At 64.0% G+C, this 20400-nt stretch carries 19 protein-coding genes; 10 read left to right on the forward strand and 9 right to left on the reverse strand.

Annotated elements, in window-relative coordinates; genetic code table 11:
- Nucleotides 1-138 precede the first annotated feature (138 nt).
- Complete coding sequence (locus tag I9018_RS09425) at nt 139-357, reverse strand: hypothetical protein (RefSeq protein ID WP_164823639.1); 219 nt, start codon at nt 355-357, stop codon at nt 139-141.
- A gap of 433 nt (nt 358-790) precedes the next feature.
- Between I9018_RS09425 and I9018_RS09430 the strand changes: the two genes are divergently transcribed.
- The 3 genes from I9018_RS09430 (at nt 791) to I9018_RS09440 (ending at nt 2268) form a co-directional block, all read left to right on the forward strand.
- A complete protein-coding gene (locus tag I9018_RS09430; RefSeq protein WP_083235850.1) occupies nt 791-1156 on the forward strand; it encodes a glycine zipper domain-containing protein in 366 nt (121 codons plus the stop codon).
- A 105-nt stretch (nt 1157-1261) separates the two neighbouring features.
- Nucleotides 1262-1423 (forward strand): hypothetical protein, encoded by a 162-nt coding sequence (locus I9018_RS09435; RefSeq protein WP_164823640.1) that lies wholly within the window; start codon nt 1262-1264, stop codon nt 1421-1423.
- 149 nt (nt 1424-1572) lie between these two features.
- The gene (locus tag I9018_RS09440; protein WP_241109269.1) at nt 1573-2268 is read left to right on the forward strand and encodes an HAD-IA family hydrolase; all 696 of its coding nucleotides are present in this window, start codon (nt 1573-1575) and stop codon (nt 2266-2268) included.
- A gap of 80 nt (nt 2269-2348) precedes the next feature.
- Here the strand turns inward: I9018_RS09440 and I9018_RS09445 are convergent, their stop codons facing one another.
- Complete coding sequence (locus I9018_RS09445; protein ID WP_241109270.1) at nt 2349-3095, reverse strand: 3-oxoacyl-ACP reductase family protein; 747 nt, start codon at nt 3093-3095, stop codon at nt 2349-2351.
- A 125-nt stretch (nt 3096-3220) separates the two neighbouring features.
- Here I9018_RS09445 and I9018_RS09450 point away from each other — a divergent pair, with 125 nt between their 5' ends.
- Entirely contained in the window at nt 3221-4144 is a 924-nt protein-coding gene (locus I9018_RS09450) for a LysR family transcriptional regulator (protein WP_241109271.1), read from the forward strand.
- A 12-nt stretch (nt 4145-4156) separates the two neighbouring features.
- Here I9018_RS09450 and I9018_RS09455 read toward each other — a convergent pair whose 3' ends face one another.
- From I9018_RS09455 to I9018_RS09465, 3 genes are all read right to left on the reverse strand, one after another.
- The gene (locus tag I9018_RS09455; protein WP_241109272.1) at nt 4157-4885 is read right to left on the reverse strand and encodes an aspartate/glutamate racemase family protein; all 729 of its coding nucleotides are present in this window, start codon (nt 4883-4885) and stop codon (nt 4157-4159) included.
- A gap of 58 nt (nt 4886-4943) precedes the next feature.
- A complete protein-coding gene (locus tag I9018_RS09460; protein ID WP_241109273.1) occupies nt 4944-6491 on the reverse strand; it encodes an NCS1 family nucleobase:cation symporter-1 in 1548 nt (515 codons plus the stop codon).
- 450 nt (nt 6492-6941) lie between these two features.
- Nucleotides 6942-7676 (reverse strand): phosphoadenylyl-sulfate reductase, encoded by a 735-nt coding sequence (locus I9018_RS09465; protein WP_068577308.1) that lies wholly within the window; start codon nt 7674-7676, stop codon nt 6942-6944.
- 354 nt (nt 7677-8030) lie between these two features.
- Between I9018_RS09465 and thrH the strand changes: the two genes are divergently transcribed.
- Nucleotides 8031-8648 (forward strand): bifunctional phosphoserine phosphatase/homoserine phosphotransferase ThrH, encoded by a 618-nt coding sequence (gene thrH / locus I9018_RS09470; protein WP_022643230.1) that lies wholly within the window; start codon nt 8031-8033, stop codon nt 8646-8648.
- Nucleotides 8649-8781: 133 nt separating this feature from the next.
- Here the strand turns inward: thrH and pabB are convergent, their stop codons facing one another.
- The 4 genes from pabB to I9018_RS09490 form a co-directional block, all read right to left on the reverse strand.
- Nucleotides 8782-10125, reverse strand: coding sequence for an aminodeoxychorismate synthase component I (gene pabB / locus I9018_RS09475; protein WP_241109274.1), 1344 nt, complete (start codon nt 10123-10125; stop codon nt 8782-8784).
- Nucleotides 10126-10280: 155 nt separating this feature from the next.
- Nucleotides 10281-11267, reverse strand: coding sequence for an alpha-L-glutamate ligase-like protein (locus tag I9018_RS09480; RefSeq protein ID WP_241109275.1), 987 nt, complete (start codon nt 11265-11267; stop codon nt 10281-10283).
- Nucleotides 11267-12799 carry an inactive transglutaminase family protein gene (locus I9018_RS09485; protein WP_068577304.1) on the reverse strand — a complete coding sequence of 511 codons (1533 nt, stop codon included), beginning with the start codon at nt 12797-12799 and terminating at the stop codon, nt 11267-11269. The genes I9018_RS09480 and I9018_RS09485 overlap by 1 nt, the downstream gene beginning before the upstream one ends.
- Before the next feature lie 5 nt (nt 12800-12804).
- Entirely contained in the window at nt 12805-13341 is a 537-nt protein-coding gene (locus I9018_RS09490) for an ATP-dependent zinc protease (protein WP_241109276.1), read from the reverse strand.
- A 267-nt stretch (nt 13342-13608) separates the two neighbouring features.
- Here I9018_RS09490 and I9018_RS09495 point away from each other — a divergent pair, with 267 nt between their 5' ends.
- From I9018_RS09495 to prpF, 5 genes are all read left to right on the forward strand, one after another.
- Complete coding sequence (locus I9018_RS09495; protein WP_068577300.1) at nt 13609-14331, forward strand: GntR family transcriptional regulator; 723 nt, start codon at nt 13609-13611, stop codon at nt 14329-14331.
- Nucleotides 14328-15212 (forward strand): methylisocitrate lyase, encoded by an 885-nt coding sequence (gene prpB, locus I9018_RS09500; protein ID WP_124346222.1) that lies wholly within the window; start codon nt 14328-14330, stop codon nt 15210-15212. Before I9018_RS09495 ends, prpB begins: the two co-directional genes overlap by 4 nt.
- An 82-nt stretch (nt 15213-15294) precedes the next feature.
- Nucleotides 15295-16452, forward strand: a complete 1158-nt coding sequence (gene prpC / locus I9018_RS09505; RefSeq protein WP_241109277.1) for a 2-methylcitrate synthase — start codon at nt 15295-15297, stop codon at nt 16450-16452.
- 2 nt (nt 16453-16454) lie between these two features.
- Entirely contained in the window at nt 16455-19067 is a 2613-nt protein-coding gene (acnD, locus tag I9018_RS09510) for a Fe/S-dependent 2-methylisocitrate dehydratase AcnD (protein WP_241109278.1), read from the forward strand.
- A 61-nt stretch (nt 19068-19128) separates the two neighbouring features.
- Nucleotides 19129-20319: a 2-methylaconitate cis-trans isomerase PrpF gene (gene prpF / locus I9018_RS09515; protein WP_068577292.1), complete on the forward strand. Its 1191-nt coding sequence runs from the start codon at nt 19129-19131 to the stop codon at nt 20317-20319.
- The last annotated feature ends 81 nt before the right edge of the window (nt 20320-20400 follow it).

Here is a 20400-nt window from a genome sequence, read left to right on the forward strand (position 1 = left end):
CCGGGAGCGTCGCCGGTACTGATCGGTTGTTGGAGGGAGCTGGGAGATGAGGAGTCTTGCTTATATCGAAGACAACGGGGATGAGTTCCCAATCAACAACTTGGTGCGCTGTGGACAGGCGGCATTCGAAGCCGATGCTCAGGTTTCCTTGAGTGCTGTCAGGAAGAAATCCACCGCGGCAGCGGTCGCCAGCAATACGATGTTCTTCCCCAGGGCACAGCCTAAGCGAAAGCGTTCCTGACGACCGAAAGCCTCGCCTTTGCGGTAATTGTAGGAGCGAGGCTTGCCCGCTATGAGTTTCAGAGCGCTGCGTGTATCCCGTAAACGCGCACTCCTGTTAACCACCATTGCGAGCAAGCTTCGCTCCTGCAGGGGATCACTTCGCTTTGAGTGAACAGCGTTACGCCTTGGCGGGGCTTTCTATTGGGCCTGAGCCAGCACGTTCAGTGTGTTGGCTCAGATACCCTGGGAAATTTTTTTACATTTCCGATGGCCGGCCCAACCCCGGGCTCCCGGGCGCAATAAGCAGAGGGTAGGAGAATGTATGGTCGGCTGGGGATTTTTTTCACGATTTCTTCACATCTGCCTGAGTAGGCTCAAACCATCCGTTAAAAACGCAACACCCTAGCCCGTTCCCCAGCGGGCTTTTTTTTGCGTGGTCATTAAACTCTTTTAAAATCAGCGGTCCAACTCCCCGGCAATTCACTGGGGGTTGTCGCGTCGAGCTATCCTGGCTGGCGCGGCCCTGGGTTTTTGTGTCGGTCCGACAGTCTTTTTCGAGGTTCAACTCATGCGTTTAACTCTACCTGCCCTGGTTATGGGACTTCTCCTGGCTCAAGGGGCGATGGCCGGTGACGGCGGTGCAGCCGTTGGCGGCGGCCTGGGTGGCGCGCTGGGCAATGTGGTGGGGCAGAAGCTTGGTGGCAGCACCGGTGCCGCCATCGGTGCAGGTGTCGCCGGAGCGGCTGGCAGCGCAGCCGGAGCGCGCAAGGGAAGCCGGGCCAAAGCGGCTATCGGCGGTGGCCTGGGCTCGGCCGGTGGTTCGCTGATCGGCAACCAGCTCGGTGGCAAGACTGGCGCTACCGTGGGTGCTGGTATCGGTGGTGCGGCAGGGGGTGCCCTGGGCAGCAGCATGGGTCACAAGAAGCGCCATTGATCCTTGCGATCAACCTGAGAACCCGGCCCTGTGCCGGGTTTTTTGTGCGCCTTGGCCGGGCTTCGCCATACTTGGGGTCATGGCCCATAAGGCGAGGAGGCGACCATGGCCCAGCAGACTTCAGAGGGTGCTCAGCCGGGGGACGACGATCCCCAGGTAATCAATGATCCGGGCAACGAAGACCCCGGCTCCCTGCTCGACGATGCGCGAGTGCCCCTGCAAGAAGAGACCGACGCGCAAGATCGCCAATCCGACAAGCGCGACTGATGGCTGTCGTCTTGTCGTCCCAGCCCAGGTTGCCCCTGACACAATGCCACCGCTATGCTGCTGAACCCTTTAACCCAAAGGCTTCCCAGTGCTACGGGTCGTACCTGAGCCGCTCCCTGGAATGTACTTTTGCTAACGGATCAGATGCGATGAATGCACAGTTGAACGATTTAGGACCGATCAAGGCGGTCATATTCGACATGGACGGTCTGCTTCTGGACACCGAGGGCATCTACACCGAGATCACCCAACTGATCGCCGAGCGTTATGGGCGTACCTACGATTGGAGCATCAAGCAGAACATCATCGGGCGTGGGGCTGGCGATCTGGCGCGCTATATAGTCCAGGCCCTGGACTTGCCGATCAGTGCCGAGGAATTCCTGGTGATGCGCGAGCCGCTCATGCGCGAGCGTTTCCCCCGGGCGCAGGCGATGCCCGGTGCCCGGCAACTGGTGCAGCATCTCAAGGAGCACCGCATTCCGATTGCCGTGGGTACCAGTTCTTCGCAGATGTCCTTCGCTGAGAAAACTACCCGCCATGGCGACTGGTTCGCGCTGTTCGACACCATCGTCACTGCCGACGATCCAGAGGTGACGGCGGCCAAGCCCGCGCCGGATATCTTCCTCACGGCCGCCCGGCGCCTGGGGGTGGAACCTGCGCAGTGCCTGGTATTCGAGGATTCGCCCTTTGGCGTGACGGCGGCCAAGGCCGCTGGCATGAGCGCCATTGCGATACCCGACCCGGCCATGGAGGATGGCAAGTTCGCCCACGCCGATGCGATCCTGCGCTCGTTGAAGAGTTTCCAGCCCGCGGCCTGTGGGCTGCCGCACCTGGTGTGGAGCTGAAGCTGAAGGCTGGCTAGGTGGCCTTGGGCTGTGACGCCGGATCGACCGCGAGGGGATCCGGCGTTTTTGTGCCGGGCTGTTCAGGCGCCGAAGCCACCGTCGATGCTCAGGCTGGCGCCAGTGATATAGGCGGCTTCAGCACTGGCCAGGTAGGCCACGAAGCCTGCCACTTCTTCGGCACGGCCATAGCGGCGCACTGCCATGAAGTCCATCAGGCTGGCGGCAAAGTCGCTGTCGGCCGGGTTCATGTCGGTATCCACTGGCCCTGGCTGCACATTGTTGATGGTGATGCCCCGAGGGCCCAGGTCCCGGGCCAGGCCTTTGGTCAGGCCTACCAGGGCAGCCTTGCTCATGGCGTAGGGCCCGCCACCGGCAAAGGGCATGCGATCGGCATTGGTGCTGCCGATGTTGATGATGCGACCGCCTTCGCCCATGTGCCGGGCCGCTTCCTGGGTGGCGATGAAGACGCTGCGGATATTGATCGCCAGGGTCCGATCGAAGTCTTCCAGCGAGAACTCGTCCAATGGCGCCACGGCCAGTACGCCAGCATTGTTGACCAGGATATCCAGGCGCCCGAAAGCCTCGACCGTACTGCCCACGGCGCGACGAATGGCTGTGGCATCGGCACTGTCGGCGCGGATTGCCAGGGCCTTGCCACCCTGGGCGATGATGCGCTCCTGCAGGGCTTCGGCCTTGCCTGCGGAACTGATGTAGGTGAAGGCCACGCTGGCGCCCTCGGCGGCCAGGCGCTCGACGATGGCCGCGCCGATGCCGCGGGAACCGCCCTGGATCAGGGCCACTTTGCCACTCAGGTTGAACGTGCTCATGTGCATCTCCAGAAGTCGAAGGCGGGTTGCCTCGTGTCTGGGGTTGAGTATCGGCCGCTGATCCAGCCCTGTGTAGCGGGTAATCCATATACTCTGTGTAAACCAAAAGTTTAGAGTGAGGCGGTATGGAAGCCTTCGGCAGTATCGAGTGTTTCGTTCGCAGTGCCGAGGTCGGCAGTTTTGCCGAAGCGGCGCGGCGCCTGGGCCTGACGTCGGCGGCGGTGGGCAAGAGCGTGGCCAAGCTGGAGGCACGGGTGGGCGTCAGGCTGTTCCAGCGCAGTACTCGACGCTTGGTCCTGACCGAGGCCGGGCGGGTGTTCCTGGCTGAGGTCAGCGACAGCTTGCATACGATCCAGAATGCGGTGGGTAGCCTGGCCAATGCCCAGGGGCGGCCTGCCGGCACGCTCAAGGTCAGCATGGGCACGGTGTTCGGCTGCCTGTATATCGTGCCGCTGCTGGGGGTGTTCCTGGCGCGCTATCCGGACATCCACCCCGATTGGCATTTCGATAATCGCCAGGTGGACCTGATCGGCCAGGGGTTCGATGCCGCCATTGGTGGTGGTTTCGAATTACCGCCAGGCGTGGTGGCTCGCCGTTTGTCGCCAGCCCATCGCGTGTTGGTGGCCAGCGACGCCTATCTGCGCTCCCGGGGGGCGATCGAGGAGCCCGCCGACCTGCGCGACTGCCGCGGCATCCTGATTCGTTCGCCTCAGACCGGACGCATCCGTACCTGGCAGCTGACGGGACGAGCAGGGGCCATGCAGCCCCTGGAGCTCAAGGCCGCGATGACCATGAGCGACTCCGAGGCGGCTTGCATCGCCGCTGGTCAAGGGCTGGGGGTAGCCCTGGTGAGCATGCCGTTCGCCGTCAACCACCTGCGCTCCGGCGCCTTGCAACGGGTACTGCCGGACTGGTACGTGGACGATGGCTTCACCTCGATCTACTACGCCGAGCACAAGATGTTGCCGGGCAAGACCCGGGCCTTCGTCGATTTCGTGATCCAGCAGTTTGCCGAGCAGGGCCTGGCCCAAGCCTTCAGCGCCGTATAGCGGTTGGCTGGTTCAGCGTCCCTGGCGCATCGGCCAGCCGATCACGCGCTTGGGGCGTGGCGTGGCATAGGTGCGTACCTTGGAGGTCGACAGCCCCTGGCGTACCAGGGACTCGGCGATGGTCACGGCGGCGGTCACCCCATCCACCACCGGCACTCCAGTGCGCTGGCGGATCTGCTCGTCGAGCCCGGCCATGCCGCCACAGCCCAGGCAAATGACTTCGGCCTTGTCCTGGGCCACGGCCAGCTCGGCCTGGTGGACGATGGCTTGCACTGCCCGCGCCGGATCTTCCTCCAGCTCCAGCACCGCCAGGCCACTGGCTCGCACCGAGGCGCAGCGTTCGTACAGGCCCGACAGCCTGAGGCGGTCTTCGATCAGCGGCACGGTGCGGTCCAGGGTGGTGACCACCGAGTAGGCGTGGCCGAGGAACATGGCGGTGCTGGCGGCGGCATCGGTGATATCCACCACCGGTACATTCAGCAGCTCCTGCAAGCCTTCGCGGCCGTGCTCGCCATAACCGGCCTGGATGACCGCGTCGTAGGGCTGGTCGTAGGCCAGAACCCGGTCCATCACGGCAATGGCGGCCAGGTAGCTTTCGAAGTTGCCCTCTACCGATTCGGCACCGAAGTAGGGGGTGAGGCCGACAATCTCGGTGCCGGGGGCGGCTATGCCTTGGGCCTGGCGGGCAATGGCCTGGGTGATGCTGTCGCTGGTGTTGACGTTGACCACGAGAATTCGCATTGGGGTTCCTTGGTGGTTGGCTGAATCCAGGCCCGGCATGCCGGGCCATTTACATCGATCAATGGCTGGCGTTGTCCACGGCGATCGATTCGCCGTCGATGTCCGCATAGTAGGGTTGGCGCTTGGCGATGATCAGGTACAGCAGGCCGGCGATGCCGGCGCCGATCAGCCAGGAGAATGGCGAGACGCTGGCAAACCCGGGCACCAGGGCCAGGGTAATGGCGATCAGCGCGGCGGGAACGAATGCCGCCACTGCTCGCAGGTTGACGCCGTGGCTGTAGAAGTACGGCCCTTGAGGGTCTTCGCTGTACAGCTGCGGCACGTTGACCCGGCCTTTGCGCAGGATCCAGTAGTCCACCATGATCACGCCGTACAGCGGCCCCAGCAACGCGCCCAGGCCCGACAGGAAGTACACGATCACCAATGGGCTGTTGTACAGGTTCCACGGCAGGATCAGCACCGCGATGGAGGCGCTGATCAGTCCTGCGCGGCGGAAGTTCAGGTACTTGGGGGCCAGGTTGCTGAGAACGAAGGCCGGGGCGACGAAGTTGGCCATGATGTTCACTGCCACGGTGACGATCAGGAACGCCAGGCACCCCAGGACCAGGAACGGGGTGCTGGGGATCGAGGCGATGATGTCGGTGGGGCTGGCGATGATCTTGCCGTTGATCTGCAGTTGTGCGCCGCACAGCAGCACCGTGATGCTGGCGAACACCAGGATATTCACCGGCAGGCCCCAGAAGTTGCCCACGGTGATGGTCTTGCGGCATGGCGCGGAGCGGGCGAAGTCACAGAAGTTGAGCACCATCGTGCCGTAGATCGCCAGCCACAGCGTGCCGCCGGCGAAGATCTGCCGCCACATTTCACCACCGCTCAGTGGCTCGCGGATCGACCAGGCAATGTGCCCGTCGGCCTGGGTGTACATCCATCCGGCAAGGCAGGCCACGGTCAACAGGATGATCGGGCCGGCGAAGGCTTCGTAGCGGCGGATGGTCTCCATGCCGTAGGCCAGGATCGCCAGCTGCACCAGCCAGATGATCACGAAGCAAACCCAGCCCAGGGTCGACAGGCCGAGGATCGAGTCATGGTCGTAGGCGGCGAAGCCCGGGTGGATGGCGGTGAGCAGTACGCGAAACACCACCGAGGCCAGGTAGGTCTGGATACCGAACCAGGCGATGGCAATCACGGCGCGGATCAATGCCGGAATCTGCGCGCCGTGGATGCCGAAGCTGATCCGGCTGATGACCGGGAACGGTACGCCGGTCTTCTGTCCCATGTAGCCGGACAGGTTCATGAAGCCATAGACCAGCGCCGCGCCGATGGCCAGCGCCAAGAGGATCTGCCAACCACCCAGGCCCAGGGCATACAGGCCGATGGCGAAGGAGTAGTTGGCGATGTTGTGCACATCGTTGGTCCACAGGGCGAAGATGCTGTAGCCGCCCCAGCGCCGGCCTTCGATCTTGGTGGGGGCCAGGTCGTTGTTATGCAGGCGTGGGCTGAGGGTGACGGGTTCCCAAGACGTGTCGACCACCGGGTGCTGGAGGTTGTGGGAGTGCAGGGAGGAGGGCGGGTCCAGTGCGATGTCATTGGAAGGGCGGGTGTGCATGCCGGCGTACTCCTGATTCCATCCCTGGATAACACTGCCGAGCCTGGGCCGGACAATCTTCGTCGCAGGTGGGGAATCACTGGGTTCGGGACGTCTGCAGCTTGAGTCGGGGCAAGCGTGCGGACAGTGAGTGTATGTATGTTTTGATTATTTTTGTATACAAAACATGCTTCGACTCAAGCCACTTCTATGCCAGTTCCAGCACTATGCTTTTTACTGCTGATTTCGTTTCGTTATTTAGAAGGCATAACTCGTTGAAATGGTGTGAATAAAAATTGACCATTTGAACAGGTATTTATTTTTTAGGTGCCAGCCGTGGAATCCGCGAGGAAATCGCGGTGTAACTTTTCAGGGCGGATGGTGCTTGAAGTGCACACAAAAATGGCACTCTGGGTGACATTTATGTGTACACGTTTGCTCTGTCGGCGCTCGAACGAGCGCCGGGCGGGTTCAGGCCTTGCCGATGAGGTTGCCGGCGTGCAGGCCGCATTCCTTCTGGGTGGCTTCTTCCCACCACCAGCGACCTTCGCGTTCGTGCTGGTTGGGCAGGACTGGGCGGGTGCAGGGCTCGCAGCCGATGCTGATGAAGCCGCGTTCGTGCAGGCTGTTGTACGGCAGTTCGAGCATGCGGATATAGCCCCAGATCTCCTCGCTGCTCATCTGCGCCAGCGGGTTGAACTTGTACAGCGTGCGCTCCGGGGTGGAGAAAGCGCTGTCGATCTCCAGGACCGCTACCTGGCTGCGGGTGCCCGGGCTCTGGTCGCGGCGCTGGCCGGTGGCCCAGGCACTGACGGTGGACAGCTTGCGCCGCAGGGGTTCGATCTTGCGGATGCCGCAGCATTCGCCATGGCCATCCTTGTAGAAACTGAACAGGCCCTTTTCCTTGACGAAGGGTTCGAGCTTGCTGTGATCCGGCGAGATCAGCTCGATGTCGATCTTGTAGTGTTCGCGCACCTGGTCGATGAAGCGGTAGGTCTCCGGATGCAGGCGCCCGGTGTCGAGGCTGAAGACCCTGACGTTCTTGTTCAGCTTCCAGGCCATGTCCACCAGCACCACATCCTCGGCACCGCTGAAGGAGATCCACAGGTCATCGCCGAACTGGGAAAAAGCCAGCTTGAGAATGTCCTGGGCGGATTTGTTGGCATAGGTCGCGGCGAGTTCAGCGACATCGAACGATGGGGTCATCAGGGCGGTTTCCTACAGGTCGGTGGCGCTGTGCGCTCTATAGGGGGGCGATCTTAGCAAAATCCACCCGGCCCTGGCGCGTTCGTCTGCGTTGCGCCCATGGGGGCGAGTCGCTAGGGTCTGTTGCCATTTCGCCGCGACCGCGCCGGAGCCAGTTTTAGCGCGGAGCTAGGCACGAGACGCGAGGTTTGGCATTCCAAATGAGCCGTCGAGTAACGACGCGCCGCGCTAAAACCGGCCCGTCCCTTCGGGTTGCGCGGCAACGCGGTTTGCGCCGAAACGGCAACAGCCCCTATAGTTCGGCCGTCCTTTTGCTCGCTCAATATCAATAATCAGAACCAATGGGAGTGTCTTGTGGAAATCGCCTGTCTCGATCTGGAAGGTGTACTGGTCCCGGAAATCTGGATCGCCTTCGCCGAAAAAACCGGGATTGAATCCCTCAAGGCCACCACCCGGGATATTCCCGACTACGACGTACTGATGAAGCAGCGCCTGCGCATTCTCGACGAGCATGGCCTGAAGCTTTCGGACATCCAGGAAGTGATCGCCACCCTCAAGCCGCTGGACGGCGCGGTGGAGTTCGTCAACTGGCTGCGCGAGCGCTTCCAGGTGGTGATCCTCTCCGACACCTTCTATGAGTTCTCCCAGCCGCTGATGCGCCAGTTGGGTTTCCCGACCTTGTTGTGCCACCGCCTGGTCACCGATGACAGCGGCCGCGTCACCGGCTACCAGCTACGCCAGAAAGACCCCAAGCGCCAGTCGGTGCTGGCCTTCAAGAGCCTGTACTACCGGGTGATCGCCGCCGGCGACTCCTACAACGACACCACCATGCTCGGCGAGGCGGATGCCGGCATCCTGTTCCACGCGCCGGACAACGTGATCCGCGAGTTCCCGCAGTTCCCGGCGGTGCACAGCTTCGCCGAGCTCAAGCAGGAGTTCCTCAAGGCCTCCAACCGTAGCCTGAGCCTGTAACGACCAGGCCGCGTGCGGCGGCAATCGCGCGGGGGATCAGGCTTCGCGTAGCCGCTGCCGCAGGCTGTGTACGGGCGCGTAGCGGCCGCGAGATCGGGTAGCCGCTACCATCAGCTCCTGCGGGCAGCTGTCGTCAGAGCTGCTGCAGGGTGTCCAGCAGGACTTGCACCTTGGTGATCGACTCCTGGTATTCAGCCTGCCAGTCCGAGTCGGCCACGATTCCGCCGCCGCCCCAGCAACTGATCTGCCCGTCCTTGGCCAGCAGGCTGCGGATGGCGATGGAGCTGTCCATTTCCCCGCGCACGTCCAGGTACAGCAGCGAGCCGCAATACAGCGCCCGGCGCGTGGGTTCGAGCTCATCGATGATCTGCATCGAGCGGATCTTCGGCGCGCCGGTGATCGAGCCGCCAGGGAAGCTGCCGGCGATCAGGTCCAGGGCATCCTTGTCGTCCGCCAGTTCGCCGGTGACGCTGCTCACCAGGTGGTGGACGTTGGGGTAGCTCTCCAGGCTGAACAGCTCCGGCACCCGCACCGAGCCGATGCGGCAGGTGCGCCCCAGGTCATTGCGCAGCAGGTCGACGATCATCAGGTTTTCCGCCCGGTCCTTGGGGCTGGCCAGCAGTTCGGCGGCGCTGGCCGCGTCCTCGACCACATCCCGGCCGCGGGGGCGGGTACCCTTGATCGGCCGGGTTTCCACCCGGCCCTGGCTGACATGAACGAAGCGTTCCGGTGACAGGCTCAGCACCGCGCCACCGTCGGGCAAGCGCTGGAAGCCGGAGAACGGCGTGGGGCAGGCCGCGCGCAGCGCACGGTAGGCCACCCATGGATCGCCCTGGTACCGGCCGCGAAAGCGCTGGGCGAAATTCACCTGGTAGCAATCGCCGGACCGGATGTAGTGCTGGATGCGTTCGAAAGCCTGGCGATAGTCATCGGCGCCAAGGTCGGCCTGCATGGGGCTGGTCAGCTGGAACGAGGTGCTGGGTGCCGGCAGCGGCTGGCTGAATAGCTGGAGCAGGCGCAGGCGCTCGCTCGGTGCCAGGCTGGGATGGAACACCAGTTGGCTGGTGCCCGCCTGGTGATCGTTGACCAGTGCCCAGGCATACAGGCCCAGGCGCGCATCGGGCAGGTGCAGGTCGTCCCGGGCCTGGCTGGGCATGCGCTCCAGGTGCCGGCCGAAGTCATAACTCAGGTAGCCGATCAGGCCGCCGGCGAACGGCAGGTCGTAGGGGGCGGGAATCTGTGCTGGGCCCAGTTGCGCCAGGTTGTCCCGCAGGCGTTGGAGGAATGCGCCGCCACTTTCCTCGGCGGCCACCGTCAGTTGCGCCAGGGGCCAGGCACTGAGCAGGTCGTAGCGGCCACGCTCGGCGCTGGGGCGGCCACTATCGAGCAGCACGGCGCCGGGGGCGTGTTCGATTGCCGCGAAGTAGTCGGCGGGATTGTTGCGATAGGGAAGCGGGTGTACGGAACAGGTCAACATGCGGGGCAGATCAGCCATCGGGGCGCGGCTGGCGATTGTAGTCCCCCCGGGGATTTGCTCCTAGGGGGGAGGTCGGCAATGGTGCGGTTTACGACGTACCGCTTGCATTGGCCACTGCCACCGGCTGCGCCAGGACCTTCTGGCAGCCGTTGCGATCAGCCTTCAATGGCGGGGATATGGCCGAACAGTTGCTGGGCGAAACGTACTCGCTCCTCGACGCTTTCCTCGATGCCCTGGGCCTTGAGCTGTTCCAGGTGGGCCTCGATGGCGTGGGTGCGCTGGGTCAGGCCGCAGTCGTTGGCGATCTGGATGTTCAGGCCCGGGCGGGCGTTGAGCTCGAGGATCAACGGCCCCTTGTCCTGGTCCAGCACCATGTCCACGCCGATGTAGCCCAGGCCGCACAGCTCGTAGCAACCGGCCGCCAGCTTCATGAAGCCGTCCCAGTAGGGCAGCTGCACGCCGTCTACCGCGTTGGTGGTGTCCGGGTGCTTGGTAATGATGTTGTTCAGCCAGGTGCCGCGCAGGGTCAGGCCGGTGGCCAGGTCGACCCCGACGCCGATGGCGCCCTGGTGCAGGTTGGCCTTGCCGCCGGACTGGCGGGTCGGCAGGCGTAGCATGGCCATCACCGGGTAGCCCATGAGCACGATGATGCGGATGTCCGGCACGCCTTCGTAGCTGATGCTCTTGAAGATCTGGTCCGGGGTTACCCGGTACTCGATCAGCGCGCGGTCGCGGTGGCCGCCCAGGGAGTACAGGCCGGTGAGAATGCTGGAGATCTGATGCTCGATTTCCTCATGGCTGATGATCTTCCCGGAGACCGTGCGATAGCGGCCCTCGAAGCGGTCGGCGATCACCAGGATGCCATCGCCGCCGGCGCCCTGGGCCGGCTTGATGACGAAGTCGTTGCGCCCACCGATGATCTCGTCGAGCTTGTCGATTTCCTTCTCGGTGGAGATCACCCCGTACAGTTCCGGCACGTGGATGCCGGCCTTGAGCGCCCGCTCCTTGGTGATGATCTTGTCATCGACGATGGGGTACAGGCTGCGCTTGTTGTACTTGAGCACGTAGTCGGCGTTACGCCGGTTGATGCCCATGATCCCGCGCGCTTCCAGGGCCTTCCAGGTCTTCCACAGGCCGAACATCAGGAGTCAGCCTTGACGAAGGCTTTGAAACGCACCAGCTCCGTCAGCCGGTAGCCGCGGTAGCGACCCATGGCCAGCATGAAGCCCACCAGGATCAGCAGCATCGCCGGGAAGGTGAAGACGAAGTACGTCAGCTCCGGCACGCTCATGATCAGGTGCGCCAGGGAGGCGGCGAACAGCGTGCCGATCGCGACTTTCATCGCATGGCCGCCGCCGCGTTCTTCCCAGGTGATGGACAGGCGCTCGATGGTCATGGTCAGGATCACCATCGGGAACAGCGCCACCGACAAGCCGCGTTCCAGGCCCAGCTTGTGGCTGAACAGGCTGATGGCGGCGATCAGCACCACCACGAAGGTCAGCACCACCGACAGGCGCGGCAGCATCTGCAGCTTCAGGTGCTCGAGGTAGGAGCGCAGCGACAGGCCCAGGGCAGTGATCACGGTGAACAGCGCGATGCCGAAGCCCAGCTGGGTCTCGCGAAAGGCCAGGGCGATCAGCACCGGGGTAAAGGTGCCCAGGGTCTGCAGGCCGATCAGGTTGCGCAGCACCAGGATCACCAGCACGCCGATGGGGATCATCACCATGATCATGAAGGTCTGCTGGGTTTGCAGCGGCAGGCCGTAGAGCGAGTATTCGAGGAAGTTGGCGTCGGTGTTCTCGTCGGTCAGCTTGGCCAGGCGGATGGCGTTCATCTCGCTGTTGTTCATGCTGAAGGTGACGTTGGCTTTCTTGCCGCCATCGACGGTGATCAGGTTGTCGTCGCCGGTCCACCACAGCAGGCGATCGCTGGGCAGGCCCTGCTCGCCGGTCTCGGGGTTGAAGTACAGCCAGTCGGTGCCGTTGAAGCTGCGCAGCCACAGCTCCGGAGTCTGCGGCTGGTCGGCCACCAGGCGGATGGTGTGGACCTTCTCGGCCGGCACATGGGCGATGGACAGCAGCAGCTCGACGATCTTGGCCTTGTTGGCGCTGGAGGAGTCGCCGGCCAGCAGCAGCTTGGCATTGTCGTCGCTGGCGTTGTTGACCCGCTTGATGGCTTCGCTGATGAAGGTCTCGACGTCTGCCGAGTGCTGGCGGATCGGCGCCAGCAGGGCGTCGGCGGCAATCTTCTCCGGCCCTTCGATGGCCATGCTGTCGCGGAAGGTCGGGCCCTTGACCTTGGCTTTCTCGGCGCTGTAGCGCTTGGTCAGGACCAGGCGGTAGTACAGGGTCTGGTTGCCCTTGGCCCGGCGTGCCGACCAGGTGACCTTGCGATTGCCATCGACGCGGTTCACCGCCACGCCATAGTTGTTGGAAATGAAACTCTCGTTGAGGCTCACATAGTCGCGGCTCAGGGGCGGCACGAACATCTGGATCTTGATCGGGTCCTTGCCGTTGGCGACGAACTCGACCTTGGCATCGATGTTCCACAGATCGTCAGTGGCGTCCTCGGTCACCGGAATGCCAAGCACGAAGATCTGGTAGGCCGTGATCGAAATGCCCAGCACCACCAATACGGCGATCAGGACTTTCAGATGGAGGGTAAGAGAGCGCATTGGAATTACTCTGCGGTATGAGCGTCAGTGGCGCAGGCAGGTTTGCCAGCAGCGTATTTAAGACTGGGGTCGACCAGCGCATCGAAGCGCTTGAGGGCTTCGGAGCCGATCAAAAGCGGGTATTGGAATGCGCTACGGTCGGTCAAGTTCACTTCGATACTGCGTAAAGCGCTGCCCATGCAGACCTGCAGGGCGATCACCGGGCGTGCGGTGTAGTTCTTGTCCTCATCGGGATCATAGTCGCCGGCGCGGCGCTTGATCTTGCTGACCCGTGCCAGGGGGCGTTCGATGGGGTGGGAATGAGCCGTGTCGATGGCCAGGTAGAAACGCACCCAGGATTCGCCATCGCGCTTGAAGCGCTTGATGTCGCGGGCACTCAGGGAGGCGGTCTTGGCCCCGGTGTCGAGCTTGGCGGCGACCTCCAGGTCGATGCCTGCAAGTTGGGCGTATTCATTCAAGCCGTAGACGGTCTTGCCGGCGGCGAAGCCGGTGCCAGGAAGGATGAATAGGCAGAGCAGTGGGAGAAGGGCCTTGAGAGTCATAGATCCTGGTGGTCATGGGTTCTTCAGTTCAAGGCGACCGGCATTGCTGCGCAAGCTCCCTCGTGTGCTTGCCATAAAAAGATGACAGGCCGATGCGGGCGGCATTCTAGCATGCTGGTTTTATGGCGCCAGCGCCGGGGGTGGGCCTTTTGTCTCGTTTTGATGCAATCAGTTATTAGGCGATTGTCGACAATCTCTATTTTTCCTTTGACTGCGATGGGGCTATTGGCTAATTTTCGCCTCATTGATTTTAAAGGTGTCGACAATATGCTGGATCAACTGGAACCCTCGACGCCGGCCCAAGACGACTCCGAGACCCTTTCCGAAAACGTCTTCCGGCGTATCCAGGCCGCCATCGTCAAGGGCGAGATCGCCCCGGGCAGCAAGATCTCCGAGCCGGAGTTGGCCCGCACCTACGGCATCAGCCGTGGTCCGCTGCGCGAGGCCATCCACCGCCTGGAGGGCCAGCGCCTGCTGGTGCGCGTGCCCCATGTCGGGGCCCGGGTGGTTTCCCTGAGCCATGCCGAGCTGATCGAACTCTACGAAATCCGCGAATCCCTGGAAGGCATGGCTTGTCGCCTGGCGGCCGAACGCATGAGCGTGGCCGAGATCGACGAACTGCGCCGGGTGCTGGAGACCCATGAGCGCGATGCGGCGTTCCAGGCTGGTGTGGGCTATTACCAGCAGGAAGGGGATTTCGACTTCCATTACCGGATCATCCAGGGCGCTGCCAACCAGACCCTGACCAAGATGCTCTGCGGCGAGCTCTACCAACTGGTGCGCATGTACCGCCTGCAGTTCTCCAGCGTGCCGAACCGGCCGCGCCAGGCTTTCGCCGAACACCACCGAATTCTCGATGCCATCGCCGACCGAGACGGCGAACTGGCCGAGTTGCTGATGCGCCGTCATATCGGTGCCTCCAAGCGCAATATCGAGCGCCATTACCAGGAAGCGCTCGTCAACCCGTCCAAGACACGAGGTGAGTCATGAGTCAGAAAACCGCCGGCCAGCGCTTGCGCGACGCCATTGCCGAGGAACATCCGCTGCAGGTCATCGGCGCCATCAACGCCAACCACGCGCTGCTGGCCAAGCGTGCCGGCTTCAAGGCCATCTACCTCTCCGGTGGCGGTGTCGCCGCCGGCTCCCTGGGCCTGCCGGACCTGGGCATCAACACCCTGGACGACGTGCTCACCGACGTGCGCCGCATCACCGACGTCTGCGACCTGCCGTTGCTGGTGGACATCGACACCGGTTTCGGCCCCAGCGCCTTCAACATCGAGCGCACCGTCAAGAACCTGATCAAGGCCGGCGCCGCCGCCGCCCATATCGAGGATCAGGTGGGTGCCAAGCGTTGTGGCCACCGTCCGGGCAAGGAAATCGTCTCCACCGAGGAGATGGTCGATCGCGTACGCGCCGCCGCCGATGCCAAGACCGACCCGAACTTCTTCCTGATCGCTCGGACCGACGCCATCCAGGCCGAGGGCGTGGACGCCGCCATCGAGCGCTGCCAGCGTTATGTGGAGGCGGGCGCCGACGGCATCTTCGCCGAGGCCGCCTACGACCTGCCGACCTACAAGCGCTTCGTCGATGCCCTCGATGTGCCCGTGCTGGCCAACATCACCGAGTTCGGCGCCACCCCGCTGTTCTCCCGCGATGAGCTGGCGTCTGTGGGCGTCGCCATCCAGCTCTACCCGCTGTCGGCCTTCCGTGCCGCCAACAAGGCGGCCGAGGCGGTCTACACCGCTATTCGTCGCGATGGCCATCAAAAAGAGGTCATCGATCTGATGCAGACTCGTGCCGAACTGTACGACCGCATCGGCTACCACGCTTTCGAGCAGAAGCTCGACGCCCTGTTCGCTGCCAAGAAATGACCGGACCCGGGCCGCTCCCCGGGAGCGGCCTGCGGATATAACAAGACGCAAGCAACCGGATAAAAATGAGGAGATTCACGCGATGAGCCCCAGCGAAACCACCACCGCCTTCAAACCGAAGAAATCCGTGGCCCTGAGCGGCACCGCCGCCGGCAACACGGCCCTGTGCACCGTCGGCCGTACCGGCAACGACCTGCACTACCGCGGTTATGACATCCTCGACTTCGCCACCTCCTGCGAATTCGAGGAAATTGCCCACCTGCTGGTCCATGGCAAGCTGCCGAACGTCGCCGAGCTGACGGGCTACAAGGCCAAGCTCAAGGCCCTGCGCGGCCTGCCGGCCGGGGTCAAGGTGGCGCTGGAGCAACTGCCGCCGTCCGCCCACCCGATGGACGTGATGCGCACCGCCGTTTCCGTGCTGGGTTGCCTGTCGCCGGAGAAGGACGACCACAACCATCCGGGCGCCCGTGACATCGCCGACAAGCTGATGGCGTGCCTCGGTTCTGCGTTGCTCTACTGGTACCACTTCAGCCACAACGGCAAGCGCATCGACGTGGAGACCGACGACGATTCCATCGGCGGCCATTTCCTGCACCTGCTGCACGGCGAGAAGCCGCGTGAGTCGTGGGTGCGCGCCATGCACACCTCGCTGATCCTCTATGCCGAGCACGAATTCAACGCCTCCACCTTCACCTCGCGGGTGATCGCCGGTACCGGTTCCGACATGTTCTCCTGCATCGCCGGGGCCATCGGCGCACTGCGCGGTCCCAAGCACGGTGGCGCCAACGAGGTGGCCTTCGAGATCCAGAAGCGCTACGACAACCCGGACGAAGCAGAAGCCGACATCCGCGCCCGCGTCGAGAAAAAGGAAGTGGTGATCGGCTTCGGCCATCCGGTCTACACCGTGTCCGACCCGCGCAACAAGGTAATCAAGGAAGTGGCCCGCGAGCTGTCCGCCGAGCAGAGCAACAGCAAGATGTTCGACATCGCCGAGCGCCTGGAATCGACCATGTGGGAAATCAAGAAGATGTTCCCCAACCTCGATTGGTTCAGCGCCGTCAGCTACCACATGATGGGCGTGCCCACCGCCATGTTCACCCCGCTGTTCGTGATCGCCCGCACTTCCGGCTGGTCTTCCCACGTCATCGAACAACGCATCGACGGCAAGATCATCCGCCCGAGCGCCAACTACGTTGGCCCGGAAGACCTGAAGTTCGTGCCCCTGAAGGACCGCAAGTAATCATGAACAGCCAATACCGCAAGAGCCTGCCGGGTACGGCGCTGGACTACTTCGACACCCGCGAGGCGGTGGATGCCATCGCCCCGGGTGCCTACGCCGGCCTGCCGTACACCTCCCGGGTACTGGCCGAGCAGCTGGTGCGCCGTTGCGATCCGGCGCAGCTCACCGACTCGTTGAAGCAACTGATCGAGCGCAAGCGCGACCTCGACTTCCCCTGGTACCCGGCCCGCGTGGTCTGCCACGACATTCTCGGCCAGACCGCGCTGGTGGACCTGGCCGGCCTGCGCGATGCGATCGCCGACCAGGGGGGTGACCCGGCCCTGGTCAACCCGGTGGTGCCGACCCAGCTGATCGTCGACCACTCCCTGGCCGTGGAATTCGGCGGTTTCGACCCGGACGCCTTCGAGAAGAACCGCGCCGTCGAGGAGCGCCGCAACGAGGACCGCTTCCACTTCATCGAGTGGACCAAGACCGCGTTCAAGAACGTCGATGTGATCCCCGCCGGCAACGGCATCATGCACCAGATCAACCTGGAGAAAATGAGCCCGGTGATCCAGGCGCGCGGCGGCGTGGCCTTCCCCGACACCTGCGTCGGCACCGACAGCCATACCCCCCACGTCGATGCGCTGGGGGTGATCGCCATCGGCGTCGGTGGCCTGGAGGCGGAGACCGTGATGCTCGGTCGCGCGTCGATGATGCGCCTGCCCGACATCGTCGGCGTCAAGCTCACCGGCAAGCGCCAGCCCGGGATCACCGCCACCGACATCGTCCTGGCCCTGACCGAGTTCCTGCGCAAGGAAAAGGTAGTGGGTGCCTACGTCGAGTTCTTCGGCGAAGGGGCCGACAGCCTGTCCGTTGGCGACCGCGCGACCATCTCCAACATGTGCCCGGAGTACGGTGCCACCGCGTCGATGTTCTACATCGACCAGCAGACCATCGACTACCTCAAGCTCACCGGCCGCGAGCCGGAGCAGGTGGCCCTGGTGGAGAACTACGCCAAGACCACCGGCCTGTGGGCCGATGCCCTGGTCACCGCCGAGTACGAGCGGGTGCTGGCATTCGACCTGTCCACCGTGGTGCGCAACATGGCCGGTCCGTCCAACCCGCACCGGCGCTTGCCGACCTCGGCCCTGGCCGAGCGGGGGATCGCCGACGAAACCAAGCTGGCCGCCGGCAAGGTCGAACAAGCCGAGGGCCTGATGCCCGATGGCGCGGTGATCATCGCGGCGATCACCAGCTGCACCAACACCTCCAACCCGCGTAACGTGGTGGCTGCAGGCCTAGTGGCGAAGAAGGCCAACGCCCTGGGCCTGGTGCGCCAGCCCTGGGTCAAGACGTCCTTCGCGCCGGGTTCGAAGGTCGCCAAGCTGTACCTGGAAGAGGCCGGCCTGCTGCCGGAGCTGGAGAAGCTCGGCTTCGGCATCGTCGCCTACGCCTGCACCACCTGCAACGGCATGTCCGGCGCCCTGGACCCGGTCATCCAGCAGGAAATCATCGACCGCGACCTGTATGCCACCGCAGTGCTGTCGGGCAACCGCAACTTCGACGGCCGTATCCACCCCTACGCCAAGCAGGCGTTCCTCGCCTCGCCGCCGCTGGTGGTGGCCTATGCGATCGCCGGCACCGTGCGCTTCGACATCGAGCAGGACGTGCTGGGCCATGACCAGGCCGGCAACCCGGTGACCCTGAAGGACCTGTGGCCGAGCGACGAGGAGATCGACGCCATCGTCGCCGCCTCGGTGAAGCCCGAGCAGTTCCGCCAGATCTACATCCCGATGTTCGACCTGGGCACCGTCAAGGAAGCCGAGAGCCCGCTGTACGACTGGCGCCCGATGAGTACCTACATCCGTCGTCCGCCGTACTGGGAAGGCGCGCTGGCCGGGGAGCGCACGCTCAAGGGCATGCGTCCGCTGGCGGTGCTGCCGGACAACATCACCACCGACCACCTGTCGCCGTCCAACGCCATCCTGGCGGACTCCGCGGCCGGTGAGTACCTGGCGAAGATGGGCCTGCCGGAGGAGGACTTCAACTCCTACGCCACCCACCGTGGCGATCACCTGACCGCCCAGCGCGCGACCTTCGCCAACCCGCAGTTGGTGAACGAGATGGCGGTGGTCGATGGCGAGGTGAAGAAGGGTTCCCTGGCCCGTGTCGAGCCCGAAGGCAAGGTCACGCGGATGTGGGAAGCCATCGAGACCTACATGGAGCGCAAGCAGCCGCTGATCATCATCGCCGGTGCCGACTACGGCCAGGGTTCGTCCCGCGACTGGGCGGCCAAGGGCGTGCGCCTGGCGGGTGTCGAGGCGATCGTCGCCGAGGGCTTCGAGCGTATCCATCGCACCAACCTGGTGGGCATGGGCGTGCTGCCGCTGCAGTTCCTGCCGGGCACCGACCGCAAGACCCTGGGCATCGACGGCACCGAGACCTACGACGTGCTCGGCCAACGCACTCCCCGGGCGCAGTTGACCCTGGTGATCCACCGCCACAATGGCGAGCGGCTCGAGGTGCCGGTGACTTGCCGCCTCGACACCGCCGAGGAGGTGTCGATCTACGAGGCCGGCGGTGTGCTGCAGCGTTTTGCCCAGGACTTCCTGGAATCGGCCACAGCCAGTTAAGCGACGTACCGGGGGCGGGCCGCAAGGCACCGCCCCCGGTCTTTATCAGGACCTGAAATCCATGGCATTTGTAGCGCAAATCAAGATTCCAGCCACCTACATGCGTGGCGGCACCAGCAAGGGGGTGTTCTTCAACCTGCAGGACTTGCCCGAGGCGGCGCAGCTGCCCGGCGCGGCCCGCGATGCCTTGCTGCTGCGGGTGATCGGCAGTCCCGATCCCTACGACAAGCAGATCGACGGCATGGGCGGCGCCACCTCCAGCACCAGCAAGACGGTGATCCTGTCCAAGAGCATCAAGCCCGACCATGACGTCGACTACTTGTTCGGCCAGGTCGCCATCGACAAGCCCTTCGTCGACTGGAGCGGCAACTGCGGCAACCTGTCGGCGGCGGTGGGCTCCTTCGCCATCAGCAGCGGCCTGGTGGACCCGGCGCGCATTCCCCACAACGGGGTGGCGGTGGTGCGCATCTGGCAGGCCAACATCGGCAAGACCATCATCGCCCATGTGCCGATCACCGACGGCGCGGTCCAGGAGACCGGCGACTTCGAGCTGGACGGCGTGACCTTCCCGGCGGCGGAAGTGCAGTTGGAGTTCCTCGACCCGGCGGCCGAGGAGGAGGGCGGCGGTGGTTCGATGTTCCCCACCGGCAACCTGGTGGACGACCTGGAAGTGCCGGGTATCGGCACCCTCAAGGCAACCCTGATCAATGCCGGGATCCCCACCATCTTCGTCAATGCGGCGGACATCGGTTATCGCGGCACCGAGCTGCAGGGCGTGATCAACGGCGATCCCAAGGCCCTGGCGATGTTCGAGACCATTCGTGCCCACGGCGCCTTGCGCATGGGCCTGATCAAGCACCTGGACGAGGCCGCGCAGCGCCAGCACACGCCGAAGGTGGCCTTCGTCGCCGCGCCGGCGGACTACCAGGCCTCCAGCGGCAAGGCGGTCAAGGCGGCGGATGTCGACCTGCTGGTGCGCGCCATGTCCATGGGCAAGCTGCACCACGCGATGATGGGTACCGCGGCGGTGGCCATCGGCACGGCGGCGGCGATCCCCGGGACCCTGGTCAACCTCGCGGCCGGCGGCGGCGAGCGTAGCGCCGTGCGTTTCGGCCATCCTTCGGGCACCTTGCGCGTAGGCGCCGAGGCCACCCTCGAGGGCGGCGAGTGGAGCGTGGTCAAGGCGATCATGAGCCGCAGCGCGCGGGTGCTGATGGAAGGCTGGGTGAGAGTGCCCGGCGACACCTTCTAAGGAGCGGCGGTGGCGAGGGAGCCGGCTCCCTCGCCACCGATGCCGTTATCGAATCATTGAGCAGACGCAGACCTGCGATGC

The sequence above is a fragment of the Pseudomonas sp. MPFS genome, assembly GCF_022537035.1.
Classification (GTDB): Bacteria; Pseudomonadota; Gammaproteobacteria; order Pseudomonadales; family Pseudomonadaceae; genus Aquipseudomonas; species Aquipseudomonas sessilinigenes.